The sequence below is a fragment of the Nocardia sp. alder85J genome, from assembly GCF_020176955.2.
Classification (GTDB): Bacteria; Actinomycetota; Actinomycetes; order Mycobacteriales; family Mycobacteriaceae; genus Nocardia.
On record NZ_JAIUCZ020000015.1, the window covers coordinates 126580 to 148097 of the forward strand.

General features: G+C 69.7%; 19 protein-coding genes. 14 read left to right on the plus strand and 5 right to left on the minus strand.

The features are described 5' to 3' along the window. Positions 1–71: 71 nt before the first annotated feature. Together LBW94_RS40100 and LBW94_RS40105 are read left to right on the plus strand one after the other, a co-directional pair. The gene (locus LBW94_RS40100) at positions 72–998 is read left to right on the plus strand and encodes an NmrA family NAD(P)-binding protein (RefSeq protein ID WP_225060680.1); all 927 of its coding nucleotides are present in this window, start codon (positions 72–74) and stop codon (positions 996–998) included. A gap of 949 nt (positions 999–1947) precedes the next feature. After that, positions 1948–5067: a hypothetical protein gene (locus LBW94_RS40105; protein WP_225060679.1), complete on the plus strand. Its 3120-nt coding sequence runs from the start codon at positions 1948–1950 to the stop codon at positions 5065–5067. Between the two features lie 68 nt (positions 5068–5135). Here the strand turns inward: LBW94_RS40105 and LBW94_RS40110 are convergent, their stop codons facing one another. Both LBW94_RS40110 and LBW94_RS40115 read right to left on the minus strand, forming a co-directional pair. Continuing rightward, positions 5136–5876, minus strand: coding sequence for an SDR family oxidoreductase (locus LBW94_RS40110; RefSeq protein ID WP_225060678.1), 741 nt, complete (start codon positions 5874–5876; stop codon positions 5136–5138). Positions 5877–6017: 141 nt separating this feature from the next. Then, positions 6018–7319 (minus strand): NtaA/DmoA family FMN-dependent monooxygenase, encoded by a 1302-nt coding sequence (locus LBW94_RS40115; protein ID WP_225060677.1) that lies wholly within the window; start codon positions 7317–7319, stop codon positions 6018–6020. Positions 7320–7498: 179 nt separating this feature from the next. Here LBW94_RS40115 and LBW94_RS40120 point away from each other — a divergent pair, with 179 nt between their 5' ends. The 5 genes from LBW94_RS40120 to LBW94_RS40140 all read left to right on the plus strand — a co-directional run bounded on the left by LBW94_RS40120 (position 7499) and on the right by LBW94_RS40140 (position 10773). Beyond that, positions 7499–7834 carry a hypothetical protein gene (locus LBW94_RS40120; protein WP_225060676.1) on the plus strand — a complete coding sequence of 112 codons (336 nt, stop codon included), beginning with the start codon at positions 7499–7501 and terminating at the stop codon, positions 7832–7834. Between the two features lie 464 nt (positions 7835–8298). Continuing rightward, positions 8299–9354, plus strand: coding sequence for a hypothetical protein (locus LBW94_RS40125; RefSeq protein WP_225060675.1), 1056 nt, complete (start codon positions 8299–8301; stop codon positions 9352–9354). A 249-nt stretch (positions 9355–9603) separates the two neighbouring features. After that, a complete protein-coding gene (locus LBW94_RS40130) occupies positions 9604–9960 on the plus strand; it encodes a hypothetical protein (RefSeq protein ID WP_225060674.1) in 357 nt (118 codons plus the stop codon). Then, positions 9957–10361, plus strand: coding sequence for a roadblock/LC7 domain-containing protein (locus tag LBW94_RS40135; protein WP_225060673.1), 405 nt, complete (start codon positions 9957–9959; stop codon positions 10359–10361). Before LBW94_RS40130 ends, LBW94_RS40135 begins: the two co-directional genes overlap by 4 nt. Positions 10362–10401: 40 nt before the next feature. Then, positions 10402–10773, plus strand: a complete 372-nt coding sequence (locus LBW94_RS40140) for a hypothetical protein (protein ID WP_225060672.1) — start codon at positions 10402–10404, stop codon at positions 10771–10773. 40 nt (positions 10774–10813) lie between these two features. Here LBW94_RS40140 and LBW94_RS44645 read toward each other — a convergent pair whose 3' ends face one another. Further along, positions 10814–11119: an aldo/keto reductase gene (locus LBW94_RS44645; RefSeq protein WP_416277049.1), complete on the minus strand. Its 306-nt coding sequence runs from the start codon at positions 11117–11119 to the stop codon at positions 10814–10816. A 506-nt stretch (positions 11120–11625) separates the two neighbouring features. Between LBW94_RS44645 and LBW94_RS40150 the strand changes: the two genes are divergently transcribed. From LBW94_RS40150 to LBW94_RS40165, 4 genes are all read left to right on the plus strand, one after another. Next, on the plus strand, positions 11626–12570 hold the full coding sequence (locus LBW94_RS40150) for an SGNH/GDSL hydrolase family protein (protein WP_225060671.1): 945 nt from the start codon (positions 11626–11628) through the stop codon (positions 12568–12570). Between the two features lie 44 nt (positions 12571–12614). Next, complete coding sequence (locus tag LBW94_RS40155) at positions 12615–12821, plus strand: hypothetical protein (RefSeq protein ID WP_225060670.1); 207 nt, start codon at positions 12615–12617, stop codon at positions 12819–12821. Between the two features lie 22 nt (positions 12822–12843). Next, entirely contained in the window at positions 12844–14103 is a 1260-nt protein-coding gene (locus LBW94_RS40160) for an acyltransferase family protein (protein WP_225060669.1), read from the plus strand. Positions 14104–14254: 151 nt separating this feature from the next. Next, positions 14255–15961 carry a tetratricopeptide repeat protein gene (locus LBW94_RS40165; RefSeq protein WP_225060668.1) on the plus strand — a complete coding sequence of 569 codons (1707 nt, stop codon included), beginning with the start codon at positions 14255–14257 and terminating at the stop codon, positions 15959–15961. Between the two features lie 23 nt (positions 15962–15984). Here LBW94_RS40165 and LBW94_RS40170 read toward each other — a convergent pair whose 3' ends face one another. Further along, positions 15985–18486 (minus strand): ATP-binding protein, encoded by a 2502-nt coding sequence (locus LBW94_RS40170; protein ID WP_225060667.1) that lies wholly within the window; start codon positions 18484–18486, stop codon positions 15985–15987. 386 nt (positions 18487–18872) lie between these two features. After that, positions 18873–19298, minus strand: coding sequence for a nuclear transport factor 2 family protein (locus LBW94_RS40175; protein WP_225060666.1), 426 nt, complete (start codon positions 19296–19298; stop codon positions 18873–18875). Between the two features lie 71 nt (positions 19299–19369). Between LBW94_RS40175 and LBW94_RS40180 the strand changes: the two genes are divergently transcribed. The 3 genes from LBW94_RS40180 (at position 19370) to LBW94_RS40190 (ending at position 21515) form a co-directional block, all read left to right on the plus strand. Continuing rightward, the gene (locus LBW94_RS40180; protein WP_225060665.1) at positions 19370–20284 is read left to right on the plus strand and encodes a LysR family transcriptional regulator; all 915 of its coding nucleotides are present in this window, start codon (positions 19370–19372) and stop codon (positions 20282–20284) included. A gap of 168 nt (positions 20285–20452) precedes the next feature. Beyond that, entirely contained in the window at positions 20453–20626 is a 174-nt protein-coding gene (locus tag LBW94_RS40185; protein WP_225060664.1) for a hypothetical protein, read from the plus strand. A 106-nt stretch (positions 20627–20732) separates the two neighbouring features. Next, complete coding sequence (locus LBW94_RS40190) at positions 20733–21515, plus strand: hypothetical protein (protein ID WP_225060663.1); 783 nt, start codon at positions 20733–20735, stop codon at positions 21513–21515. The last annotated feature ends 3 nt before the right edge of the window (positions 21516–21518 follow it).

A 21518-nucleotide genomic window follows, 5' to 3' on the forward strand; every position in this document is an offset into this window, starting at 1 on the left:
CGCCATATCGTAGCGCTGACTAAGTGGCGGGCCCCGCCACTTAGCGTTCGGGATTCCGAGGAGGACCGTCCATGTCCACAATGTCCGCACCCGTCCTGGTCACCGGCGCCACCGGCCGGCAAGGGGGAGCCACCGCGCGCGCCCTGCTCGCCGCGGGGGTGCCCGTCCGCGCCCTGGTCCGCGATCCGGGCAGTGCCCGCGCCCGGTCCGTCGCGGCGCTCGGCGCCGAACTGGTGACCGGTGATCTGCTGGATCGCCATTCGGTGATCCGGGCCGCCACGGGCGCCCGCGCGGTGTTCTCGGTGCAGATGCCCGCTTTCACCGCAACGGGTTTCGACTTCGACGGGGAGGTCACCCAGGGGATCAACCTGATCGAGAGTGCGCGCGCGGCCGGGGTGCCGCAGTTCGTGCACACCTCCGTCACCGGTGCGGGGCGGCAGGCCGAGGTGCCCGGCTGGGCCGAGGGGCGGTGGGCTGCGATGGAGCCCACGCTCGGCGCCAAGACGGCGATCCAGGATCGGGTCCGCACCGCCGGCTTCCCGCACTGGACGCTGCTGAAGCCGGGCTTCTTCATGGAGAACTTCCTGCCGTCGATGGCGTTCCTGTTCCCGCGCGGCATCGAGGGTGGACTGGTGAGCATCATCGCGCCGGCGACCCGGCTGGCCCTGGTCGCGGTCGACGACATCGGAGCGGCGGCCGCGGCGGCGGTGGCCGCACCGGAACGGTTCGATCGGGTGGAATTGGAACTGGCGAGTGAATATCTGTCGATGACGCAGATCGCCGAAATCCTCTCCCGCGTTCTGGGCACTCCGCTGTCCGCGCCGGAAATGACCGAGCAGCAGGCGCTTGCCGCCGGTATGCCGGCCATGGGCGCCAACCATGAATGGATCAATGTCGCGGGCCAACCGGCCCGCCCGGAATACGCCAGGGCGCTGGGAATCCCGCTCACCGGTTTCGAGGAATGGGGACACCGGTATCTGCGGGCGGTCACGGTCTGATGCCGTCGCCGGATCCGACCCGGGGGCGCTCGTCGAGTTCACCACTCGGTCGCTGGATTGTCCGGGCGCCGAAATACGCGTTGCGCGAGAAGGTCCTGTTGTTCTCCGCGGATTATCCGGATCGGGCCGCCGGGGCTGCGCGCCCGGCGGGACCGGTGGCCGTGCGATACCGGCCGGCGATGTGATGCCGGCTCGGCGCGGAAGTGGGTCGGCGGCCGTTCGCTTCCGTCCGGAACGCGCTCTCGCGGTGGGTGAATGAGCGCTGTGCGGCGCGCCCGAGCCGATGGCGAAAGGGAGGCTCGCCGAGGGCGGCGATACGGTCGTTCGGGAGGGAATCGTTCGCCGCTATTCTGTGATCCGGCAAACTTCCGGATATCTCTGTCGCGGTAGTCTCGGACCTCACGTGGTGGTCGAATTGAGCACGGCAGCAACGCATTACGGCATCCGGTGCGATCCCGGCCCGCCCGCCGGGGGGTGGCCCGCCCGGTCGGTACGGAACCTGTCCGGCGCCGGGTCCGGCGGGCGCCGCGCCGCGCCGCATCTCGACCTGGTCACGGCTGCCTGAAGGGTTCGCGGTTCGGCGCGCCGACTTCGTCCGGGACCGCTACAGTACCGACGTTCGGGCTGGTTGGAGACGTTGGGATGTGGTGTGGCAGTAAATTTTTCGTCGGGAAGGCGCAGACTCGGCGGTCGGTTCGGGTTGAGGGGTCTCACGGGATGGGCCGCGCAGCGCCTGCGCGGAGGGCCGCGAACGGAGGCGGCCGATCAGGGCGAACCGGCAGACGGTGAACAGGGCGAGGGGCCCGCGGTCGATGTCCACGGGCCTTCACCGAATTACACACCAGCACCGCATGATTCGGGCGGCGATGACCCCGATAACGTGCGAAAGTGTAGTCCCCCGGGTGTCGAGCCGGGGATGGATCCCAGCTTTTCGAAAGGCCAGGCGAATATGACAACTCCCAGCGACCGGGCGACGATCACCGACGACGCGACCGCCGCCGAGGAGACGACGACAGCTACCGCGCTCGCGGAGCCGATAGCTGAGCAGGAGACGGACACCGCCGCCGAGGCCGACGCGCCCGTGGGCGTGGGCGAGGCGGTGTCGATCGAGGGCGAGCCGTCATCGGACGGAGATACGGAGAGTGCGGTGGCCGCGGACGAGGCCGTCGCCGAACACGAGGAGGACATTGTGAATGTGGCAGCCGAGGCAACGGCATCCTCGGTTGCCGAGGATGAGCTGATCGCCGCGGACGAGAACGCGACGACCGAGGACGAGGCCGCCGAGCAGCCGACCGCCGAAGCAACTGCCGCCGAGACGGAGACGGACGAGGACCCGGTGGATCTGGAAACAGCAGCTTTCGACGCCGAGTCTACGATCGAAAGCGAAGTGCCGCAAGCTGATTCGGCGGAAAGCGCGGACGAGGCAGCCGAATCCGCCACCGCCGCGGAAGCGGAAGCGCTGGTCGGAGCGGGTGCCGACGAGGCCGAGGGCGCGGTGTCGGAGGACGACGCCGCCATCGAAGATGTGGTGCTGGAGATCGATTCGGCTGATGAGGGCGATGCCGAGCCGGTCGCGGACGCCGACATCGACGTGAGCGCGTTCGCGGAGCCGGTCGCCGACGAGGCGTCGGCCGAGGCGGATGCCGTCGCGGCAGACGGCGACCCCGTGGTCGCCGAGCCCGAAGTAGCTGGGGTCGAGGCAGCTGCTCCGGCGGAGTCGGAGGTCGCCGAGGCGACCGCCGATGTCGAGGAGCCGGAAGCCGTGGAAGCCACTGCCACGGAGATCGTTTCGGAGCCCGAAGCAGGTCCGGCGGACGAGTCGGCGGTTGCCGGGGAAGCCTCCGCCGAGGAGCCGGTGGAAGCTGCGGACAACGCCACCTCCGAGGCGGCGGACGACCAGGCCGTCGCCGAGGAGCCGGTGGTCACGGAGGCCGAACTCACCGAGCCGATCTCGGCCGCTGAGGCGGTTGCCGCCGAAACCTCCGCCGACGAGGTCGCGGAGTCCGAGGCCGAGGTTACCGACGAGGCTGCCGAGTCAGCTGCCGAGCCGGAGGTTGCCGAGGAGACGGCCGCCTCGGAGCCGGTGGCCGAGGTGGACAGCGATTCCGCCGAGTCCGCGGCGGTCGCAGCCGAGGTTGCCGACGGTGAGGAGCCGGCCGAGGCCGCCGCAACCGAGCTCGATGCGGTTGCGGAGGAGGAGGCGCCGGTTGCCGCCGACGCAGATCAGGTCACCGAAGAAGCTGTGGCCGACACTGATTCGGCCGAGGTCGAGTCGGTGGAGGAGGTTGTCGCCGAGACCGAGACTGCCGACGCTGAAGCTGACGAGGCGGTTGCCGAGGAACTGGCCGCCGAGGGTGATTCGGCTGAGGCTGAGGCCGAGTCGGTGGAGGCGGTTGTCGCAGCGGCCGAGGTTGCCGACGACGCTGCGTCCGTGGAGAGTGCGGAACTCGCCGAGGCCGATTCGATCGTGGCAGATGATTCGTCCGCTGAGGTGGATGGGGAGCTCGCCGCCGAGCTGGTCGCCGAGGAGCAGGCTGTGGCCGAAGGCGATTCGGCCGAGGCGGAGTCGGTGGAAGAGGTCGTCGCCGAGACCGGGGCGGCCGAAGCCGAGGAGGCAGTGGCCGAGCTCGAGGCGGAGGTTGCCGAGGACGCGGCGTCTGCCGAGGGTGTCGAGCTCGCCGAGGTTGCTGTCACCGAAGCTGATTCGGTTGCGGTGGACGAGCCTTCCGCTGCGGTGGATGAGGAGCTGATTTCCGAGGAGTCGGTCGCCGACGAACCGGCTGCGGCGGAGAGCGATTCGGTCGAGGCCGACGCGGAGTCCGCGGAAGAGGTTGTCGCCGAAGCCGAGGCTGCCGAAGAGATTGCCGAGTTCGAGGCGGTTGCCGAGGCCGAACTTGCCGAGGCTGCCGTGGCCGAGGCCGAACTTGTCGTGGCCGAGGCCGAGGTCGCCGTGGCCGAGGAGGCGGTTGCCGAGGCTGAGGCCGAAGAAGCGGTTGCCGAGGCTGAGGCAGAAGTCGCCGAGGCCGACGAAGCGGTTGCCGAGGCCGAAGAAGCGGTTGCTGAGGCCGTAATTGAGGTTGCCGTGGCCGAGGTCGAGGTTGCCGAGGCCGTAGAAGCGCTCGCCGTCGCTGAGGCTGAGGTTGCCGAGGCGGAGGAAGCGGTCGCCGTGGCAGAGACGACGGTTGCCGAGGGTGAGGGTGATGCCGCCGTAGCCGAGGAAGCGCTCGCCGTGGCTGTGGCTGAGGTCGCCGAGGCCGAAGAAGCGGTCGCCGTGGCTGAAGTCGAGGTCGCCGAGGCGGAGGAAGCGGTTGCCGAGGCTGCGGAAGCGGTCGTCGAGGCTGTGGAAGCGGTTGCCGAGGCTGAGGTCGAGGTCGCCGTAGCCGAGGAAGCCGTTGCCGAGGAGATCGCCGACAGCGCCGAGGTTTCGGAGCCGGTGGTGGCCGAGACCGAGGTGACCGCCGCGGGTGACGAACTCGCGCAGGCGGTTGTCGCCTATCTCGAGGTGTCCGCCGCGGAGGAGGCGCCCGTCGCCGACGATCCGGCCGAGACCGTGGTGGAGGCCGCGGAGGCGATCGTCGCCGAGGCGGCGACGGATCACGCCACGCCGGTCGTCCCGTTCGCCAGTGTCGTCGAGTCGGCGGCCGTCGAGAGTGCGGCGGGCGAGGCCGAGCCGGAGCCGGTGGCCGAGGAGATCCTCGTGGTCGACGAGGCCGCGGAACCGGTTGCGCTGGTGACGATCGTGGACAGCGCGGCCGAATCGGCCGAGGCCGAAGCGGCCGAGCCGGATGTGGTCGCGGCCGGATCCGGTGATCTGGTGGCCTATTCGGGCTCGGTCGTGCTGGCGGAGGCGAACACCCCGGTGGCCGCCGACGACAGTGCGGCACTCCTGCGCGAGCAGGCGACGACGATCAGCGACCAGGCGCGGATCATCGCGAAACTGCAACGGAAGGTGACGGTTCTGGAAACCATCATCAAGACGCAGGAGTCGCAGTCGGACTCGCTGGTCGGCATCGTGTCGACCTACAAGAACGAGTTGACCAGCCTGATGGCGGATCTCATGGAGCTCTGACCCTGCTCTCGGCACACCATCGGGAGGTGCCCGCCGGCTGTGTGGCCGGCGGGCACCTCCCTTCGGTTTCAACGATTCTCGCGGACCCAGTCGCGGTAGTGGGTGGGCGCGAGTCGCGCATCCGGCCCGGCGACGAGTTCGTCGCCGTGGACCGCGGCGAACATTCCCGCCGTCTCGTCGGTGACGACGGTGCGATTGTCGTGGTGTGCCTCCAGGGTGATCCGGCCGATCTCGTCGAGCGGGAAGATGTCCGGCCCGGCGACATTGCGGATCCCTTGCAGCGGAGCGCCGGTGGCGACCCCGACCACCGCGTCCACGACATCCGCGCCGGCCATCGGCTGCAACGGGGTCGCGGGCAGATGGACGGTCTCGTCGTCGGCATTCCAGGACATGACCGAGTCCATGAATTCGAAGAACTGGGTGGCGCGCACGATCGAGTACGGTGTGGGCCCCTCGCGGACCAGATTCTCCTGCAAGGTCTTACCCCGGTAGTAGGCCAGCTGCGGCACCCGGTCCACGCCCACGATGGACAGCACGACCTGATGCCCCACCCCGGCCCGCGCGCCGGCCGCCAGCAGGTTGTCGGTGCTGGTGCGGAAGAAATCCGGTGACGCCTCGTCGAAGGTCGGCGAGTTCGCGACGTTCACCACGACGTCGGCGCCCTCCACCACCTCGTCCAGACCCTGCCCGGTGAGCAGATCGACGCCGATGGACGGCGACGCGGGGAGAGCCTCGTGCCCGGCCGCGGACAGCTTCCGCACCACCTGCGAGCCGATCCGGCCGGTACCGCCCATGACTACGACCTTCATGTTCGCCTCCACCCTGTGCCGATGGCCGATCATGCGGACGACGAGCTACACCTCCAGCATCCCACCGGCGAGCAGCGGGCAACACTCGCTGGTCCGGATGTCACGCAAAGGTAGCCGGGCAGCTATCCGGTCGTGGCCCGATCACCGGCCGATCGGGGGCAGCGGCGGTAGTTCCAGCCTCTCGCGGAAGGTGGCGGCGTCGCGATCGGGGCCGAGGATGCCGCGGCGGCGCAGTTCGGGCAGCAGACCGGCCACCAGGAAGTCACGGGTGCGCGGATCGTCGAGGCCGCTGAGCCCGATGAGGTCGAGGACCCCGGCCGTGTATCGCTCCTCGATCGCGTCGGCGAGCTGTTCCGGGGTGCCGACCGCGGCCCAGTGCCCGGTGTCCTTGGCCGCGATGATCAACTCCCGCAGTGTCTTTCCCGAGCGCGCGAGTCGGCTGAAGATCTCCACCCGGCCCCGGCGGCGGTTCACCGACCGCACGTCGGGCAGCAGTTCTTCCGGCAGCGGCCGGTCCAGCGGCCGTTCGGAGAGGTCGATCCCGCCACCGAGCATGTCCGCCAGCGCCTTCCGGCCGGCCGCGAAATCGGTGGCCTCCGCACGCTCGCGCACGAGCCGGCGCACCTCGGCCACCGAGGAGCCGTAGGTGGCGTGCAACGAGCTGAAGATCAGTGGAAGTCCGTCCGCGCGACCGAGTTCGGCGGCCCGAGCCCGAATCCGCTTGGCGTAGGTCACCGCATCCTCGAGCGTCGACAGCGAGGTGAACACCACCTCGGCGTACCGCGCGCCCAGCTCGATGCCGCCCTCGGACTGCCCGGCCTGGAACTGGACGGGCCGCCGCTGCGGCAGCGCCGGGATGTTGAGCGGACCCTGCACCGTGAAATACGGCCCGGCATGGTCGATTCGCCGCACCAGCGCCGGGTCGAGCGTCGCGCCGCCGCGGCCGTCCGGGGTCAGCGCGCCCGGCCGCCAGCTGTCGAACAGCGCGTTGGTCACGTCGAGCACCTCGCCCGCGCGGGCATAGCGCTCCTCAGGGCTGGGCAGCTCACCGGCGCCGTAGTTCTCCTCGCCGAGCGACGAGGTGACCGCGTTCCAGGCGGCCCGGCCGTTGCTGACATGGTCGAGCGTGCCGAACAACCGCGCCAGGTTGTACGGGTGGTGGAACGTGGTGGTCACGGTGGCGATCAGGCCCACGCGGCTGGTCACCGAGCTGAGCGCGGCCAGGAAGATCAGCGGTTCCTGCGCGCCGATCGCCCCCTGCGCCCCGAAGCTGAGCAGATCCGCGGCGAACAACGCGTCGAACCGATGCTGCTCCGCCAGTTTCGCGATCTCCAGGGCATCCGCCAGGGTGGACCGCTCCGGATCGATCGCCGCCGCGTAGATCTTCGGTGACCCGCTCACTCCCGTAACGATTTTCAGCGGCCGCCGCGTCCCGGATCCCATCCTCCGACGCTAGCCCGGCGCCTGCGGCCCGCCCCCGGTTGCGATCACCCGGATTCGAAGCACGGTCCGGGCGCGGCACGATGACGATCGCGCACTCGTGCGGGCCGGGGCGGACTGTCCAGCGATACATTGGCGGAATTCGGACTCGCCTGATCACAATTCGGTGAACGGAGGTCGACATGGCCGGACCGCGCGCGCTGATCCTCCCGGCAGTGGTCGCGGCCGCGCTGTGCCTCGTGCCCGCGGCGCCGTCGGCCGCCGTTCCCGCCGCCGGCGACGACTGCGACGCCACCGCGGACAGCACCGGTCTCGACCGGTACGGCAACGGCATGGCCTGCGAACCGTTCCTGGACAACGGGCACCGCTGGCGCGACACCGGGGGCACCCGCAGTGGCCGCATCGTTCAGCCCGGCGACCCGTGCCCGGGGCCGAATTCCGACATGGCAACCGGCCCGCAAGGCCAGAAAATGATCTGTGTGGGCGACTCGTCCAATGCCACGTGGAAAGCCATGTAGGTGTTTGCGAGGAATTGATTGTGGCGCATTTCGGCCACTTCGAATTTCGGTCGGCCAACCTGCTGATTCGGGTCGTCGAAGGCGTTCCGGGCTTGCCTGTGCCGGGTATCGGCTGCATGATGTGAGCCGAGTCGAAACTCGGCTCACCCGTTGACAAATCGCTTCAGCCGAGGAATTGCCACGATGTTTGCCAGAGTTGCACAAGTCTCCGCCGCCGGTGCGATCGCACTCTCCCTGGGTCTGCTCGCCGCCCCGTCCGCTTCGGCCGCGGCCACACCGGAAAAGTCCGCCACCCCCGTCGACGGTTCGGCATCGGTGTGCCTCAACATTCCGGTTCCGCCGGTCAGCGTCAGCATTTGCCTCTGAGGTCACCGACTCGCCGATGGTGAGCGCCGAAGTGCCGCTCGCCCAAGGTATTCGGTGAGAAGCACGGCCGACGGTGGCCGTGGCAATACAATGGGACGATGATCCGCCTCAGCGCTCATCGCTGTCACGATCCGGCGACGCAGCGCGTGGCATTCACATTTCTCGTCCCCCGGGGCTGGCAGGCCCGGTCGGGGATGCGGTGGAACCAGCAGTCGCTGCTCAATCCGGTGACCCCGATGGCCGAGGCGCAATCACCCGACGGCGCCTGGCTGGCCCTGCTGCCGAACGCGGCCTTCAGCTGGGTCGACGGCGGCCGCCTGCCCGAGGGGTCGATGGAGTACGGCGCACCCGTCCTGCGCCCCCGCCCCGCCGCGGACATGCTGCTCACCATGATGTTCCCGGCCCTGCGTCCGGGCATCGGCGAGTTGCGCGTGGTGCAGGTGGAACACGAGCCGTCCCCACCGTGGCCCACGCAGTTGCTGCGCCGCGTGCAGCCCGGCGACGACAGTATTCGCGCGACCGTCGAATACACCATGCGCGGCCGCGCATTTCGCGAGATCGTGTCGATGGTGTCGCGGGTCGCGGACCCCACCCCGATGCCCACGCTGTGGGGCATCCAGCAGGTCCGCTACTGGTTCACCTTCCCCGCCCTCACCGTCGGCGCCCCGATCGATCGCTGGGACGAGCACGCGGAGTACCTGGACACCGTGCGGCGCACGTTCCGGGTCGAGCCCGGCTGGGTCCGGGCGATCGAGCAACTGTTCCAGCAGATCTCGAACAACGCGCTCCAGCAGCAGCAAACCTGGTTCGCCGCACAGCAATCCGCGCACCGGGCGCAGGTGGCGATGGGTGAGCAGCTGGTGCACATGGGCCAGGACATGTCGAACGCGATGGACAACATCGTCATGGGCGGCTGGGAACAGCGCAACGAGACCTACGACCAGATCTACGACAACCAGTACCTGGCGACGATGGGCCTGTCCCGTTACGACGATCCGTCCCAGCCGATTCCGGTCGAACTGCCCTACGGCTACCAGGGCGTCTGGAGCGACGGCCAGGGGGAGTACATCCTCTCCGAGGATCCGTCCTACGACCCGAACGTCGCCGCCGCCACCGGCCCCACCTGGCAACGCCTGGATCGAATCGACCGCTGAGCCGAGCGGATCCGTCGCCGGACGGCACGTTCGATACGCCGGATGCCGAACTCGACAATGAAAATTCAATATTGCGATCGCACTCCGGGGGGTCCACGGCCGGCGGTGTGCCACGGTGTTGCAATGAAGTTGTCCCTATACCGACGCGGTGGTATGGTCCGATTCAGGATTGCCGCCGCATAGTTCGGCCACCATGAAATATTCGGAGTACGTATGAATCTAGACGACGCTTTACGCGACGGAATGTCGATGGACGGAGCCGTCGGTATCGCTCTCGTCGATTACAGCAGTGGAATGATTCTCGGTAAACAGGGCGGGAATTCACTGATCGACATGGAAGTCGCCGGGGCTGTGCTCACACAGGTCGTCCGCGCGAAGATCGATGCGATCGAGACACTCCAGTTGAACGATGCGATAGAAGATATTCTCGTCACGCTCGGCTCGCAGTATCACATCATCATGCCGTTGGACGACGGCGGCCGCAGCAGTGTCCTGGGGGGCGATCCGAACACCCTGTTCCTGTATCTCGTGCTCGATCGGGACCGGGCGAATCTGGCCATGGCGCGGCATCTGCTGCGCCGGATCGAACAGTCGGTCCGCGTGTGACGCGCCGACTGGAATTGGCGCTCGGTGAGCCCGGCAAGGTCGCCGGACTGCTCACCGACGCCTGCGCCACGATCGATGACGCCGCGTACGCCTTCGTCGCCAGCCGCGACGGACTGGTCGTGGCCAGCGCCACGGCGTCGGAGACGCCGGAGGACCAGGTGGCGCTGCGCGGTTCGGCCCTGGCCGCGGCGGCCATGGGAATCGGCGATCATTTCGCCGCGCTGTCGGCCCACGGACGCCTGCAATCGACCTACTTCGAAGCGGATCGTGGATGTGTCGGTATCTTCCCGATCAGCAGCGCGTTGATGCTCGTCGTGGGCAGTGACCGCTCGGTGAATCTGGGCCGGTTGACCGCGGCCGCGAAGCGCATACTCGCGATACTCCAGGCGCCGAGCGAATAGCCGGTAGCCTGTCGCAACACCTTTCGAAAGGCACCGAAAAATGAACAGTGTAGATGTCGCGCTGAAGGACATGATGTCGATCGAGGGCGCCATCGGCGCCGCCGTCGTCGATTATTCCAGTGGTATGGCCCTCGGCATGCTCGGAAATTCCAAGACCCTGGACCTACAGATCGCCGCCGCCGGTAACACCGAGGTGGTCCGGGCCAAATTGCGCACCATCGACCAACTCGGTATCGACGAGGACATCGAGGACATTCTCATCACCCTGTCCGGCCAATACCACCTCATCCGCCCGATGTCCGGCCCCAAATCCAAGGGCCTGTTCCTCTACCTCGCCCTGCACCGCGACCGCGCGAACCTCGCCCTGGCCCGCCACCGCCTCAAGGGCATCGAACAGGAACTGGACATCTAGCATCGGCTGGACGCCGGAGCCGCCCCGGCGTCCACCGCGCTCAGCGGGAAGCCGCGGTGAGCGGTGCCCAGGTGCTCCGGCCGGATCGAGCGTTCCCCGGCCATCCGGCGTCTCCAGCCGGGCCGCCTGTTCGCCGCTGAGTCGCACCCCGGCCGCACCGGCATTCTCCCGCACGAACTCGCCCTGCCAGTTCGTCGCGCCGCCCGGCGATCGCGCGGCCGAGCAGTTCCTCGCTGAACCTCGGTCCGTACACATCGGCCGTGTCGAAGAACGTGATGCCCGCCTCGATCGCCGCATCCACGACCGCCCGCGCCTGTCGCTCCTCACCGCATCGCCGCCACCACATCGAGCGCCGCTGCCGGGGACGCTATCCGAGCGGAAAATGCCGGAACATGTTTACGCGCCGCGTGATCGATGCTGCCCGCCGCGGCACAACGAGGGGGCGAATGCGACGCCGGCGATCGACTACTTCGACGCCCCGCACGGTCACGCCCGCACTCCCGGCCGCCGGATCCGCTGTTCAGCTCTGTCCAGTCCTGTCCAGGATCGGCCGCGACGCCCGGCGATCTTGTCTGTAATACCTCCCATACGGACGGCGCAGCCCGCAGTACTGCAAAACCCGTAGGCACAAGGGAGGACCGTTGATGTCGCAGCATCGATCATCAGGGGGCGCGCCCTGGGCCGCGGAATTCGTCACCGCTGTCACCGACTGCCTGTTGCAATTGCAACGGGTGCAGCGATACGCGGACGAGTCACGGCCCGAACCGATTTCGCTGCCGCCGACGATCGAGGCGGATACCGACTGCCGGAGCATTGTCCTTCGATGGATCCGATCACCGAAAGGTTTGTGACTTGCAGGTCGGTTTTCCGCGTGCCGCGCTGACTGTCGTGGCCTCGACCATCGCCGTAGCGCTGACCGGATTCGCCGGCGCCGGCGCCGAGCCGCCCCCCACGCCACCGGCATCCGGTGCGGAGGTCGTGGTGATGGGGGATTCCTACACCGCCAACGGCACCTATGTCGGACTCGGTCTCACACCGTATCTGGCGACCGCGCAATCGTGTCCGCATTCGCCCACCTCCTGGCCCACTCAACTGGAACATCGGATCGGCCCGGAGCAGGGCGGCGTCACCGATGTGTCCTGCCTGGGCGCCTCGCTGAACACCCCACCGACGCGGACGGCGCTCTACGAGACCAAGGCCGCCGCCGCGTCGGGCGCCTTCGGGCCGGGTACCCGCCTGGTCGCCATCCAGCTCGGCCTGAACGACACGTGGGGCGCCCACCGGGGCACCCTCGATTCGCTGCCGGAATGCATGCTGGGCCTGGCCGGTTGCGGCCCCGGGGCCGGTGCGGATCCGGCCGCCGATCCGGCGGCGGTCACCGGCGCGGATTACGCCGATCGCCTGCGCGTCATCATCGACTACGTCCGGTATTACGCGCCGGGCGCCCGCATCGTGCTCGTCGGTTATCCGGAAATACACGCCCCCGGCAGCGAAGCCGTCTGCGTCGATGTGCTCGGTGCCCGGGTGACACAACCGCAGGCGGCGGGAATCACCTCGTACCTGGACCGGCTGGATATCGCGCAACGGGATGCCGCCGAACTCCTGGGTATCGATTTCTTCGACACCCGGGCCGTCACCGCCGGGCACGATGCGTGCTCGGCCGATCCGTGGATCAACGGATTCCTGGATCCGCGCGGTGAATGGCTCGGGCTGACACTGCATCCGACGGTCCGGGGGGACGCGGCGGTGGCGGCCGCGCTCGATCGTTGGCTCGACGACCACGCTCCCCGGCCCTGAATTCACGGTTATACCGCACGTCAACGAACGATTGGCAGGACATCATGAGAATTCCGCGCACCGTATCCGTCCGGGCCGCCGCCGTCACGCTGGCCGGACTCGCCGTGATCATCGCCGGGTTCGTGGCGGGGCAGAGCACCCCGCGCGTCTCGGCCGACCCGACCACCACGGCCGCGCCGACCACGACCACCACCCCGAGTGCGCCGCCCACCCTCCCGGACGAGGGATTCGTGCCGCGGGCCGGCTACTGACCACCCTCCGCGAGGCATTTTCGTGACCGCGACAACCGCGCCCGCCGGTGTGCTCGGCGACCCCGTCCTCACCCGCCCGGCGCTGCCCTCGCTGACCGGGGCGCGCTGGTGGGCGGCGTTCGCCGTGTTCGTGCTGCACGCACTGGTGTTCCTGCCGACCTATCCCTTCCAGAAATCCGAACTCTTCCGGCGGATACACCAGGATTTCCTGCCGATGCAGCTGGGCGCGCTCGGGGTGACGTTCTTCTTCGTGCTGTCGGGATTCATCATCTACTGGTCGTTCCGCCCCGGCAGTTCGGTGCCGCGATACTACGGGCGGCGGATCCTGAAGATCTATCCGACACATCTGGTCGCGGCCGTCGTCTTCGTCCTCGCCGCGGGCGTGCCGCTGCACCGGCTGGTGGTGTGGGCGCCGAACCTGCTCCTGGTACATACCTGGGTGCCGAAGTGGACGACCGTGGGCGGGCTCAATGTGCCGGCCTGGTCGCTGTGCTCGGAAATGCTTTTCTACCTGAGCTTTCCGCTGCTGCTGCCGCTGGTGCGGCGGATCCCGGCCCGCCGCCTGTGGCAGGCCGCGGTGATCCTGCTGCTGCTGATCGCGGCCCTGCACACCGCCTACTACCTGTTCGTGGACGGGCCCAAGGGCATCGGCAACGCGTTCGCGCCGCGGCTGCGGCCCGGCGCCGTCTCGCCGAAATTCGAATTGCACGCCGACCCCTTGTGGTTCGCGCAGCCGGACATCCCGGTGCCGATGTCGTACTGGCTCAGCTACAACTTCCCGCCGAGCCGGCTGCCCGAGTTCTACCTCGGCGTGCTGGCCGCCCGGATGGTGCTCGAAGGCCGCTGGCGCACAACGCGACTCGGTCCGCCGCTGACGGTCCTGGCCATCGCCTATCTGGGTACCTGGGTGGTGCCGGTGAACTACAAGATGTCGGTGTTGCTGCTGGCGCCGATGGCCGCGGTGATCGCGACCCTGGCCAACCGTGACCTGCACGGTGTTTCGGGGCTCAACGCCGCCCGGCCCATGGTGTGGCTCGGCAACATCTCCTACGCCTTCTACCTCATCGAGTTCCCGGTGATGGTGCTGGTGACCCGATTCCTGATCTACCGCCACACCTTCGGCCCGCTGGGCTGGCTCGGTTGCGCGGCACTGTGCCTGGTGCTGTCGGTCGCCGCCGCCGCGATGATCTACCACTGGCTCGACGCTCCGCTGATGCGCCGCTTCGGTACTCGCGCCCGCGCCCCGATCGAGGTGACCGAACAGCCCGCGCCGGTACCCTGATCGGTGTCGTCGTTGCGCCGAGGGCGGTTGTGCGCCGGATACTTCCGGGTTTCCCCGCTGGGAAGCGGCGAGCCGGGCAGGCGGCGTAGAGTTCATCGCTCAGGCAGGGCGCGCACCGGACGACGGTGCGCGGCATACGGGAGCGAAGGACGTGTTCGAGTCGGTGCCGCCGATCGCGGCGGTCGGTCACAGTGCCGTCGACGCCTCCGTGCTCGAGCTGCGCGCGGTCGGCGGATTCTCCGAGACCGACGCGCGAGACGGTGCCAGCGCCGTGCTGGATCTCGAATTCCACAACACCGGAAGCAGATCGGTGCTGCTGCACCGCGCCACCGTGCGGGTGCATCGGGCCGCGGAGGTCGCCCCCGCGCGCATGGTCGGCTTCCTGCCCTACGAGGAATGGCTGATCGAGCGCCACCTGCGGGCCGGGCGGGAATACGATGTCGGCCTCCCGGTCACCGCCTGCGCCGCCGGTGCCCGGCGCAGTGTGACGCTGGCCGAGGTCGTCGCCCCCGGCGCGGCCGGCCGGCTGCCGATCCGCCTCGTCGCCGCCGAGGAACACGCCCGCGTCACCCTCGCCTACCTGCTCGAGATCGACGTCGCCTACGATGCGGGCCGCACGCTGACCACCCCCAGGATCGCGATCGCGATCGCGCCCGGCACGGAACTCGCCGACCCCGACGACATCCGCGCCGACCTGGCCACCTTCCGGGCGGCCGTGCGCGCGGTGCGCGACGCCGTCGACCGGGAACTGGCGCTGCGCGGGCTGGCGGCGCCGGATTGGGACCACCGGCCGCCGGCCTGCCGCGCCGATCTGCCCGCCCATCTGCGCGCCCTCGACGGCGATCCCGGCGACCTCCTCAACCTGGGCCCCGGCGTCTACGAGGTCAACGATGCCTTCTGGGATCCGGCGGCATCCCTCGCGCGGCGTCTCGACGACATCCGCGCGTATTGCACGGATCTGGTGGAATTCATTGCCGGCGCGGACATTCGCCACGATTCGCTGTCCCGGATCCTGGCCCAGGCGCACCACATCCTGGCCCGGTTGCCGGCGCTGCGCGCGGAGCTCGAGGAGTCGGAAGGGGCGGTCGCGGTGCGGCATTCGGCCCCGGCGGGTGAACTCGCACAGCTGCTGGGCGAGGATCCGCTGACGGAACTGCGGGCCCGCGCCGCGGCCGGTGAACCCGAGGCCGCGCGCCGGTTGGACCTGGCCGCACGGCTGGCCGACACGATCCGGTCGCGGGGCCCGGACCACCCCGAGACCCTGCTCGCGCGGGAGACCCCGATCCTGTGGCGGTTGCAGGCCGGGGACATGGCCGGCGCCGCAGTGGCGCTGGCCGAACTGATTCCGGATCAGGTCCGGGTGTTCGGCCCGGACCATCCGCGCACCCTGCGGGCCCGGCATCTGCTGGCCAAATGCCTCGGTGAGACCGGTGATGTCGACGCGGCCCGCACGGCCTTCGCCGCGCTCGTCGACGACCGGGCGCGCATCCTGGGCCCGGATCATCCCGACACGCTGGACAGCCGGCACGAATCCGCGCGCTGGCGGGTGATGGCGGGCGACACCGCCGGTGCCGTCGCGACATTCGCCGCACTGGTCGCGGACCGGACCCGTATCCAAGGCCCCGACCACCCCGACACCCTCTATGCCCGGCACAATCTGGCCGTCTGCCGCGGGCGGGCCGGTGATGTCGCCACGGCGGTGACGGATCTGGTCACACTGGTCGCGGACTGGACCCGGTTGCGCGGTGACGACGATGCCGAAACCCGGTACAGCCGTGGCGAACTGGCGCGCTGGCAGGTCCGAGCGGGTGCGGTCCACCGGCGGCGCGGCGTGGGCGGTCCGCCTCCGGGATGGTGATGCCGCCCGCGTCGATCACCGCCTCAGAGACCGGCCTCGAGCCGATCGCGGATCTCGTCGGCCTCCGGCACGCCGAGTTCGAGATAGAGGGCGAGGGCCTGTTCCGAGTACCGGTGCGCCTCCTCGCGCCGGCCCAGTGCCTGCGCCGCCCGCGCCGCGCCGCGCAGCGCTCGTGCCCGCTCGTGCCGGTGCCCGATGGTCCGCGCGATGATCAACGCGTCGGTGTGGCAGTTCAGCGCCTTGGCGAATTCACCCATGGCATACAGTGTTTCGCCGAGTCCGTCGGCCGCCTCGGCGTCCAGGCCCGCATCTCCGGTCTGCTGCGCGAGCGCACCGGCCGCCCGGTGGTGGCTCGCGGCCTCCGGGTACCGGGCCTGGCCGGTGCGGATCTCACCGAGACGGGTCAGGGCGGCGCCCTCGATCGCCCGATGGCCCGAGTCGCGGGCCAGGGTCAGCGCTCGCCGGCAGTGCTCCGCGGCCTGCTCGTACCGGCCCTGTCGCAGCCGGACGTCGCCGAGGGCGGCCGACGCCGATGCCTCGAGCATGCGGAACCCGATGTCGCGCAACAACTCCAGTGCCTCGGACAGTGCGCCGGCGGCCTCCGGGTAGCGGCCCAGCCGGGTGTCGACGATGCCCAGATTGTTCAGGGCCACGGCGGCGCCGAACCGGAAGCCGATCTCCCGGCTGACCGCGGCCCGCTCGGTCCCGGCGCCCTGGAACAGCTGCGATTCCGCGAGGCCGGGGCCGGTCTCGGACAGCCGCTGCTGTGCCCGGCGGCAGGCGGTCAGCGCCGCCTCGGCGTGCTCCCGGGCCAGCGCGTAGTTGCCTGTCCTGATGTGGATCGTCGCCATCATGTTCAGCGCGTAGGTCTCGCCGCGCGCATCCTCGCGCCGCCGCGCCGCCTCCACCGCCGGGCCGAGAATGCTCAGCGACTCGGTGTGGAAGGCGCCGTTGTAGAGGTGGCGGTTCAACGACTGCACATAGTCGATCGCATAGCCGTGGTGCCCGTTGCGGACGGCGTGGACGGCGAGGCGCACGATGCCGTCGCGCGCGGCCGACAGCCAGGCGGCCGCGAATTCGGCATCGTGGAAATCGGGTGTCGGCGTGCCGACCGGAGTCGCCGGCGGGCGGAAGTCCTGCTCGTCGGCGTGGGCCGCGTCGGCCGCGGCGGACACCGCGTAGCGGAAGTAGTCGAGCAGGCGGCCCAGCGAGGCCTGCCGGTCGGCCTCCGGAATCCACTCGGACTGTTCGGCCGCGTACCGGCGCAACAGGTCGTGCATTCCGGACCGTTCACCGTCGCCGCGCCGCTGCACCAGATGCGCCCGGGACAGAGCCACGACCGCCCGGCGAGCGCGGGGCAGATCCGTATCGGCCAGTGCCGCCACGATATACGGATCGAAATCGTGCCCCGGCCAGCAACCCAGCAGCCGGAACACCCGCGCGGGGTCGGCGTCGAGGTGACCGAGCGACCACGAGAAGACCGACCGCACATCGGTTCTCGGATCCTCGCCGCCGTCCAGGTGATCCAGTGGATTGCCCCGCTCGAATTCGGCCGCCACCGCGGCCAGGCCGGCCGACGGCTCGCTCGCGATCCGCTCTGCCAGGATGCGCAGGGTCAGCGGCAACCGGGCGCACCGCTCGATCAGCTCGGCGGCGGCATCGGGTTCGGTGTCGACCCGGGCGCCGACGAGGGCGCGCAGCAGCGCCAGGGCATCCGCGGCGGGCATCGCCTCGAGCTCGATCCGCTTCGCGCCGTGCCGGGACACCAAGCCGGGCAACGACTCCCGGCTGGTGACCAGCACCAGGCAGGAGTCGGCCCCGGGCAGCAACAGCCGGACGTCCTCGGTCGAGCGCGCGTTGTCCAGCAGCACCAGCAGGCGCCGATCGGCCATGACGGTGCGGAAGCGGGCCGAGCGCTCGGCCTCGCCGGGCGGGATCTCGTCGGGATGCACACCGAGACTTCGCAGCAACGTGGCGAGCGCGTCGGCCGGCGCTATCCGATCCTTCGGGTCGTAGCCCTGGAGATCGATGTACAACTGGCCGTCGGGGAACCGATCGGTGACCGAGCGCGCGAAGTGCACCGCCAGCGCGGTTTTTCCGGCGCCCGCCGCGCCCACGATCGCCACCACCGGCGCGGCCGTGTCCAGCAGTGCGCTCAGCGCGCGCAACTGCTGCGTCCGGCCGGTGAAATCGTCGATGCCGGCGGGCAGTTCGCGCGGCGTCGCGGGGAAGACCGTATTGCGCACCGCCCACCGATGCGTCGCCCGGTGCTCCGAGGCCGTGAACCACGCCTCGCTCCAGGCGCGTTGCTGATCGGCGGTCGCGCCGAGCGCGATGACGATCCGGTCCAGCACGTCGGCGGACGGAAAGTGTTTGCCGCTCAGATAACTCGCCAGGGTCGAGCGCGGAATATCGGGCAGTTTGCGGCGCAGATCGTCCACGCTCACCCGAATCCTGCCGGTGCCGTGGGCCGCCCGCACCCGCAGGACATCCAGTTCCCGGACCAGACTCGTGAGGTCGGCCACGCGGCGTGGATCGGGACCGTCGCCGTCCCTCGGCCCGGCCGGCCCCGAAACCTGGTGCATCCTCGCGTCCTACTCTGGTCCGGACCTATCGTGTCCGAGCAGGGATGACGACGGTTCCGATCGGCAATCGGTACTGGAGAGTTGCAATGAACGATATCCGTTCCCGGCCGCGGTTTCAGGATCGGCAGGACACCGGCGGCCGATTCCGGAGGGCGCCACCGTCTTCCACCTGCCGGTCGTCGAACTCCGCGGGGTCGTCGCGTGGCAGAGGTCACGTCCACGTCGGCGCGGGAATGACTCCGGAAGGCACAGTGCCGCACCACGAGCCGGGATGTTGCCCGACGGTGGCTTTCGTGCCGCCGGGGCGTCACGAGGTGGCAGCGGCGTCAGCCGGCGTCGCGCCGGACCGGGGGAATCGGCTGGAGTACCCGCTCGACCAGCGCTGTGTCGCAATGCTCCACGACCTCGGCGATGCGCCCGGCGCTGATCCGGAACACATAGCAGTACGTCTGGTCGTAGCGGTCCCCGCGCGTGGTGATGGCGTGGCCGCGGGCCTGGACCACCACGCGATCACCGTCGGCGAGCACGAGGTCCGCTTCGCTGCGGTAGTTTCCGTCGAACTGTGCCATCAGCGGGCGCAGCAGCCCGTTCAGCACCTCCGACTTCGGCTCCCGGCTGCCCGCCCACGACCAGTGGCCCGGGAACACCCACCGGCAGTCGTCGGCCATCGCCTCGGACAGCGCGCGGGTGTCGCCGGCGGCCAGTCGCCGGAAGATCTCCTCGATGAATTCCTTGTTCTCCCTTGTGTTCACGAGACCGACGTTACGACCGGTGCAGTGATGCGACCAGCGAGACTCTTGCATCCCTGGTATCACATTCAGGCATGGGTGAGTTCACGGTGACCGGTCTGCGGGTGCTGCGGGAGGCGGCGCGGTCGGGGTCGTTCTCGCAGGCGGCGCAGCGGCTGGGCTACACCCAGTCCGCGGTGTCGCGCCAGGTCGCGCTGATGGAACAGGCCGCGGGCCGCCCCCTGTTCGAACGGCAGGCCCGTGGCGTGGAGCCGACGGAGGCGGGCCGCATCGTGCTGCGGCACGCCGATGCCGTGCTCGCCGAACTGGACCGAGCCCGGGATGCCTTGCAGGACCTGCACTCCCGGCGATCCGGACGGCTGCGCGTCGGCGCGTTCTCGACCGCCAACGCGGTGCTGGTGCCGCAGGCGACAGCCACGGTGGCACAGCGGCATCCGGAGCTGGAGGTGCGCCTGCGCGAAGGACTCACACCGGCACTGTCGAGCGAACTCGGCCGGCGGCGACTGGATCTGGCGGTGCTCTCCGGTGCCTCCGACCTTCCGGCCGGCCTGGAAGTCGTTCGGTTGCTGGAGGATTCGCTCTACATCGCGACCGCCACCGCGCACCCGCTGGCCGGTCGGCTCAGCGTGCCGATCGACCGGCTGCGCGACGAACGGTGGATCACCGGCAGTGCGGACCAGCACACCACCCTGCTCGGCGCGTGGGCCGGCGCCGCCTGGCAGCCGCACGTCGCGCACGTGGCCCGCGACTGGATCACCAAACTGGGCCTGGTGGCAGCGGGTCTCGGCATCACCGTGGTACCCGGGCTGGTGGTGCCCGCACTGCCGGACACGGTGTCGGTGGTCCGCATCGACGATCCGGCCGCCGTACGGCCCACCCACGTCGGCTACCACCCCGACCGCGTCGACGCCCGCCACCCGTTCCTCACGGCACTGCGCGAGGCGAGCGCCGCACTGGACTACCGGATCCGGCAGCGGCTGCACGGCTGAGACACCTCCGACCGCCGTGGCATCGGCCGATCCTGGCCGGGCAGGGCGGCGACCCACTACGCTCGGTCGGGCGGCTCACCGCCGCCGATCCCCACCACGGCGTCACAGCAACCGAGACGATCCGGCCGCAACCACGCCGATCGCGCGAATTGGGAAGCAGGAGAACCGATGACCCGCATCACCCTGGAGATCGACGTCCCCTCGGACGAGACCGCCGACGCGATCGCCCCCATCCTGCCGTACCTGAAGGAGATCGCGGAAGTGGCGCGGCGCGCGGGCTGCACCACCGGCCTGACCATCGACGGCGAGTCCGTCGAAGCCGCCGTGGCCGACCTGACCTGACCTGGCCGCACCGTATTTCGGTTGAGGAGCCGCCATCCGAAGGCCACCATGAATCCTGCACGTCCGGTCACAGAATCCGGACCGGCCCGGCAGTGGGGGAGTGGCCATGGGTGTCTGGGGCGGCGTCTGCGCCTTCGACGAGCAGCGATTCCGTGAGGTGGTCGTGCCCGCGTTCCGCACCGGCGAACACCATCCGATGATCACCGCGACGCTCGAACGCCTCTGGTCCCAGGGTCGCGGCCTGGAAGGATTCCCGGAGCCCGATCCCACCGGCGAACCGTTCTTCCCCGAGGCGCCCTGCCGATTCGAGGGCCTGGCATCGGTGCTGTCCCACGTCGACGACGCGTTCACCACCTGCGCACTGGGCCGCGACTTCTGGGTCGCGAACGGCCTCGTGTGCCCACCGGGCGCATCACGACGCGAACCGGGCTGGGGCTACTGGGAACTGGTCGAACTGGTGGAATGGGCGATCCTCCGGGAAACCGTCCTGGCCTGGGGCTACCTCGGCCTCGCCGGCGGCTCGCCCTGGCGGGTGTTCGGCGACCGGGTCCCGGACCGCGACGCCCCGGGCCCGTCCCGCCTCCGGGATCTGCTGGTACGCCTGGACACCACCTCGGGCTACTGGGTCCACGGCGGCGGCGGATTCGGGGAAGGCCTGTGCGGCTGGCTCACCGCCACCGAGACCCGCGAACTGGCCGCCCTGCTCCCGCGACCGGACACCGCACCGGACGACGACTGGCAGCAGCACCATTGCTGGACCGTGCTGGACTGGAGCGTCGGCCACGGCACCGGCCTGCTCTGGGGCCGAGACCTGGAACTGTTCTACGCCGACGACCCCGCCGCCACCCTGCTCGACCCCGGAGCACCGCCGATCCTGCGGCTCGCTTAGATC

Coding starts and splice junctions, on each gene's coding strand:
- LBW94_RS40100 (WP_225060680.1), top strand. CDS start 72: ATGTCCACAATGTCCGCACCCGTCCTGGTCACCGGCGCCACCGGCCGG.
- LBW94_RS40105 (WP_225060679.1), top strand. CDS start 1,948: ATGACAACTCCCAGCGACCGGGCGACGATCACCGACGACGCGACCGCC.
- LBW94_RS40110 (WP_225060678.1), bottom strand. CDS start 5,876: ATGAAGGTCGTAGTCATGGGCGGTACCGGCCGGATCGGCTCGCAGGTG.
- LBW94_RS40115 (WP_225060677.1), bottom strand. CDS start 7,319: ATGGGATCCGGGACGCGGCGGCCGCTGAAAATCGTTACGGGAGTGAGC.
- LBW94_RS40120 (WP_225060676.1), top strand. CDS start 7,499: ATGGCCGGACCGCGCGCGCTGATCCTCCCGGCAGTGGTCGCGGCCGCG.
- LBW94_RS40125 (WP_225060675.1), top strand. CDS start 8,299: ATGATCCGCCTCAGCGCTCATCGCTGTCACGATCCGGCGACGCAGCGC.
- LBW94_RS40130 (WP_225060674.1), top strand. CDS start 9,604: ATGGACGGAGCCGTCGGTATCGCTCTCGTCGATTACAGCAGTGGAATG.
- LBW94_RS40140 (WP_225060672.1), top strand. CDS start 10,402: ATGAACAGTGTAGATGTCGCGCTGAAGGACATGATGTCGATCGAGGGC.
- LBW94_RS44645 (WP_416277049.1), bottom strand. CDS start 11,119: ATGTGGTGGCGGCGATGCGGTGAGGAGCGACAGGCGCGGGCGGTCGTG.
- LBW94_RS40155 (WP_225060670.1), top strand. CDS start 12,615: ATGAGAATTCCGCGCACCGTATCCGTCCGGGCCGCCGCCGTCACGCTG.
- LBW94_RS40180 (WP_225060665.1), top strand. CDS start 19,370: ATGGGTGAGTTCACGGTGACCGGTCTGCGGGTGCTGCGGGAGGCGGCG.
- LBW94_RS40185 (WP_225060664.1), top strand. CDS start 20,453: ATGACCCGCATCACCCTGGAGATCGACGTCCCCTCGGACGAGACCGCC.
- LBW94_RS40190 (WP_225060663.1), top strand. CDS start 20,733: ATGGGTGTCTGGGGCGGCGTCTGCGCCTTCGACGAGCAGCGATTCCGT.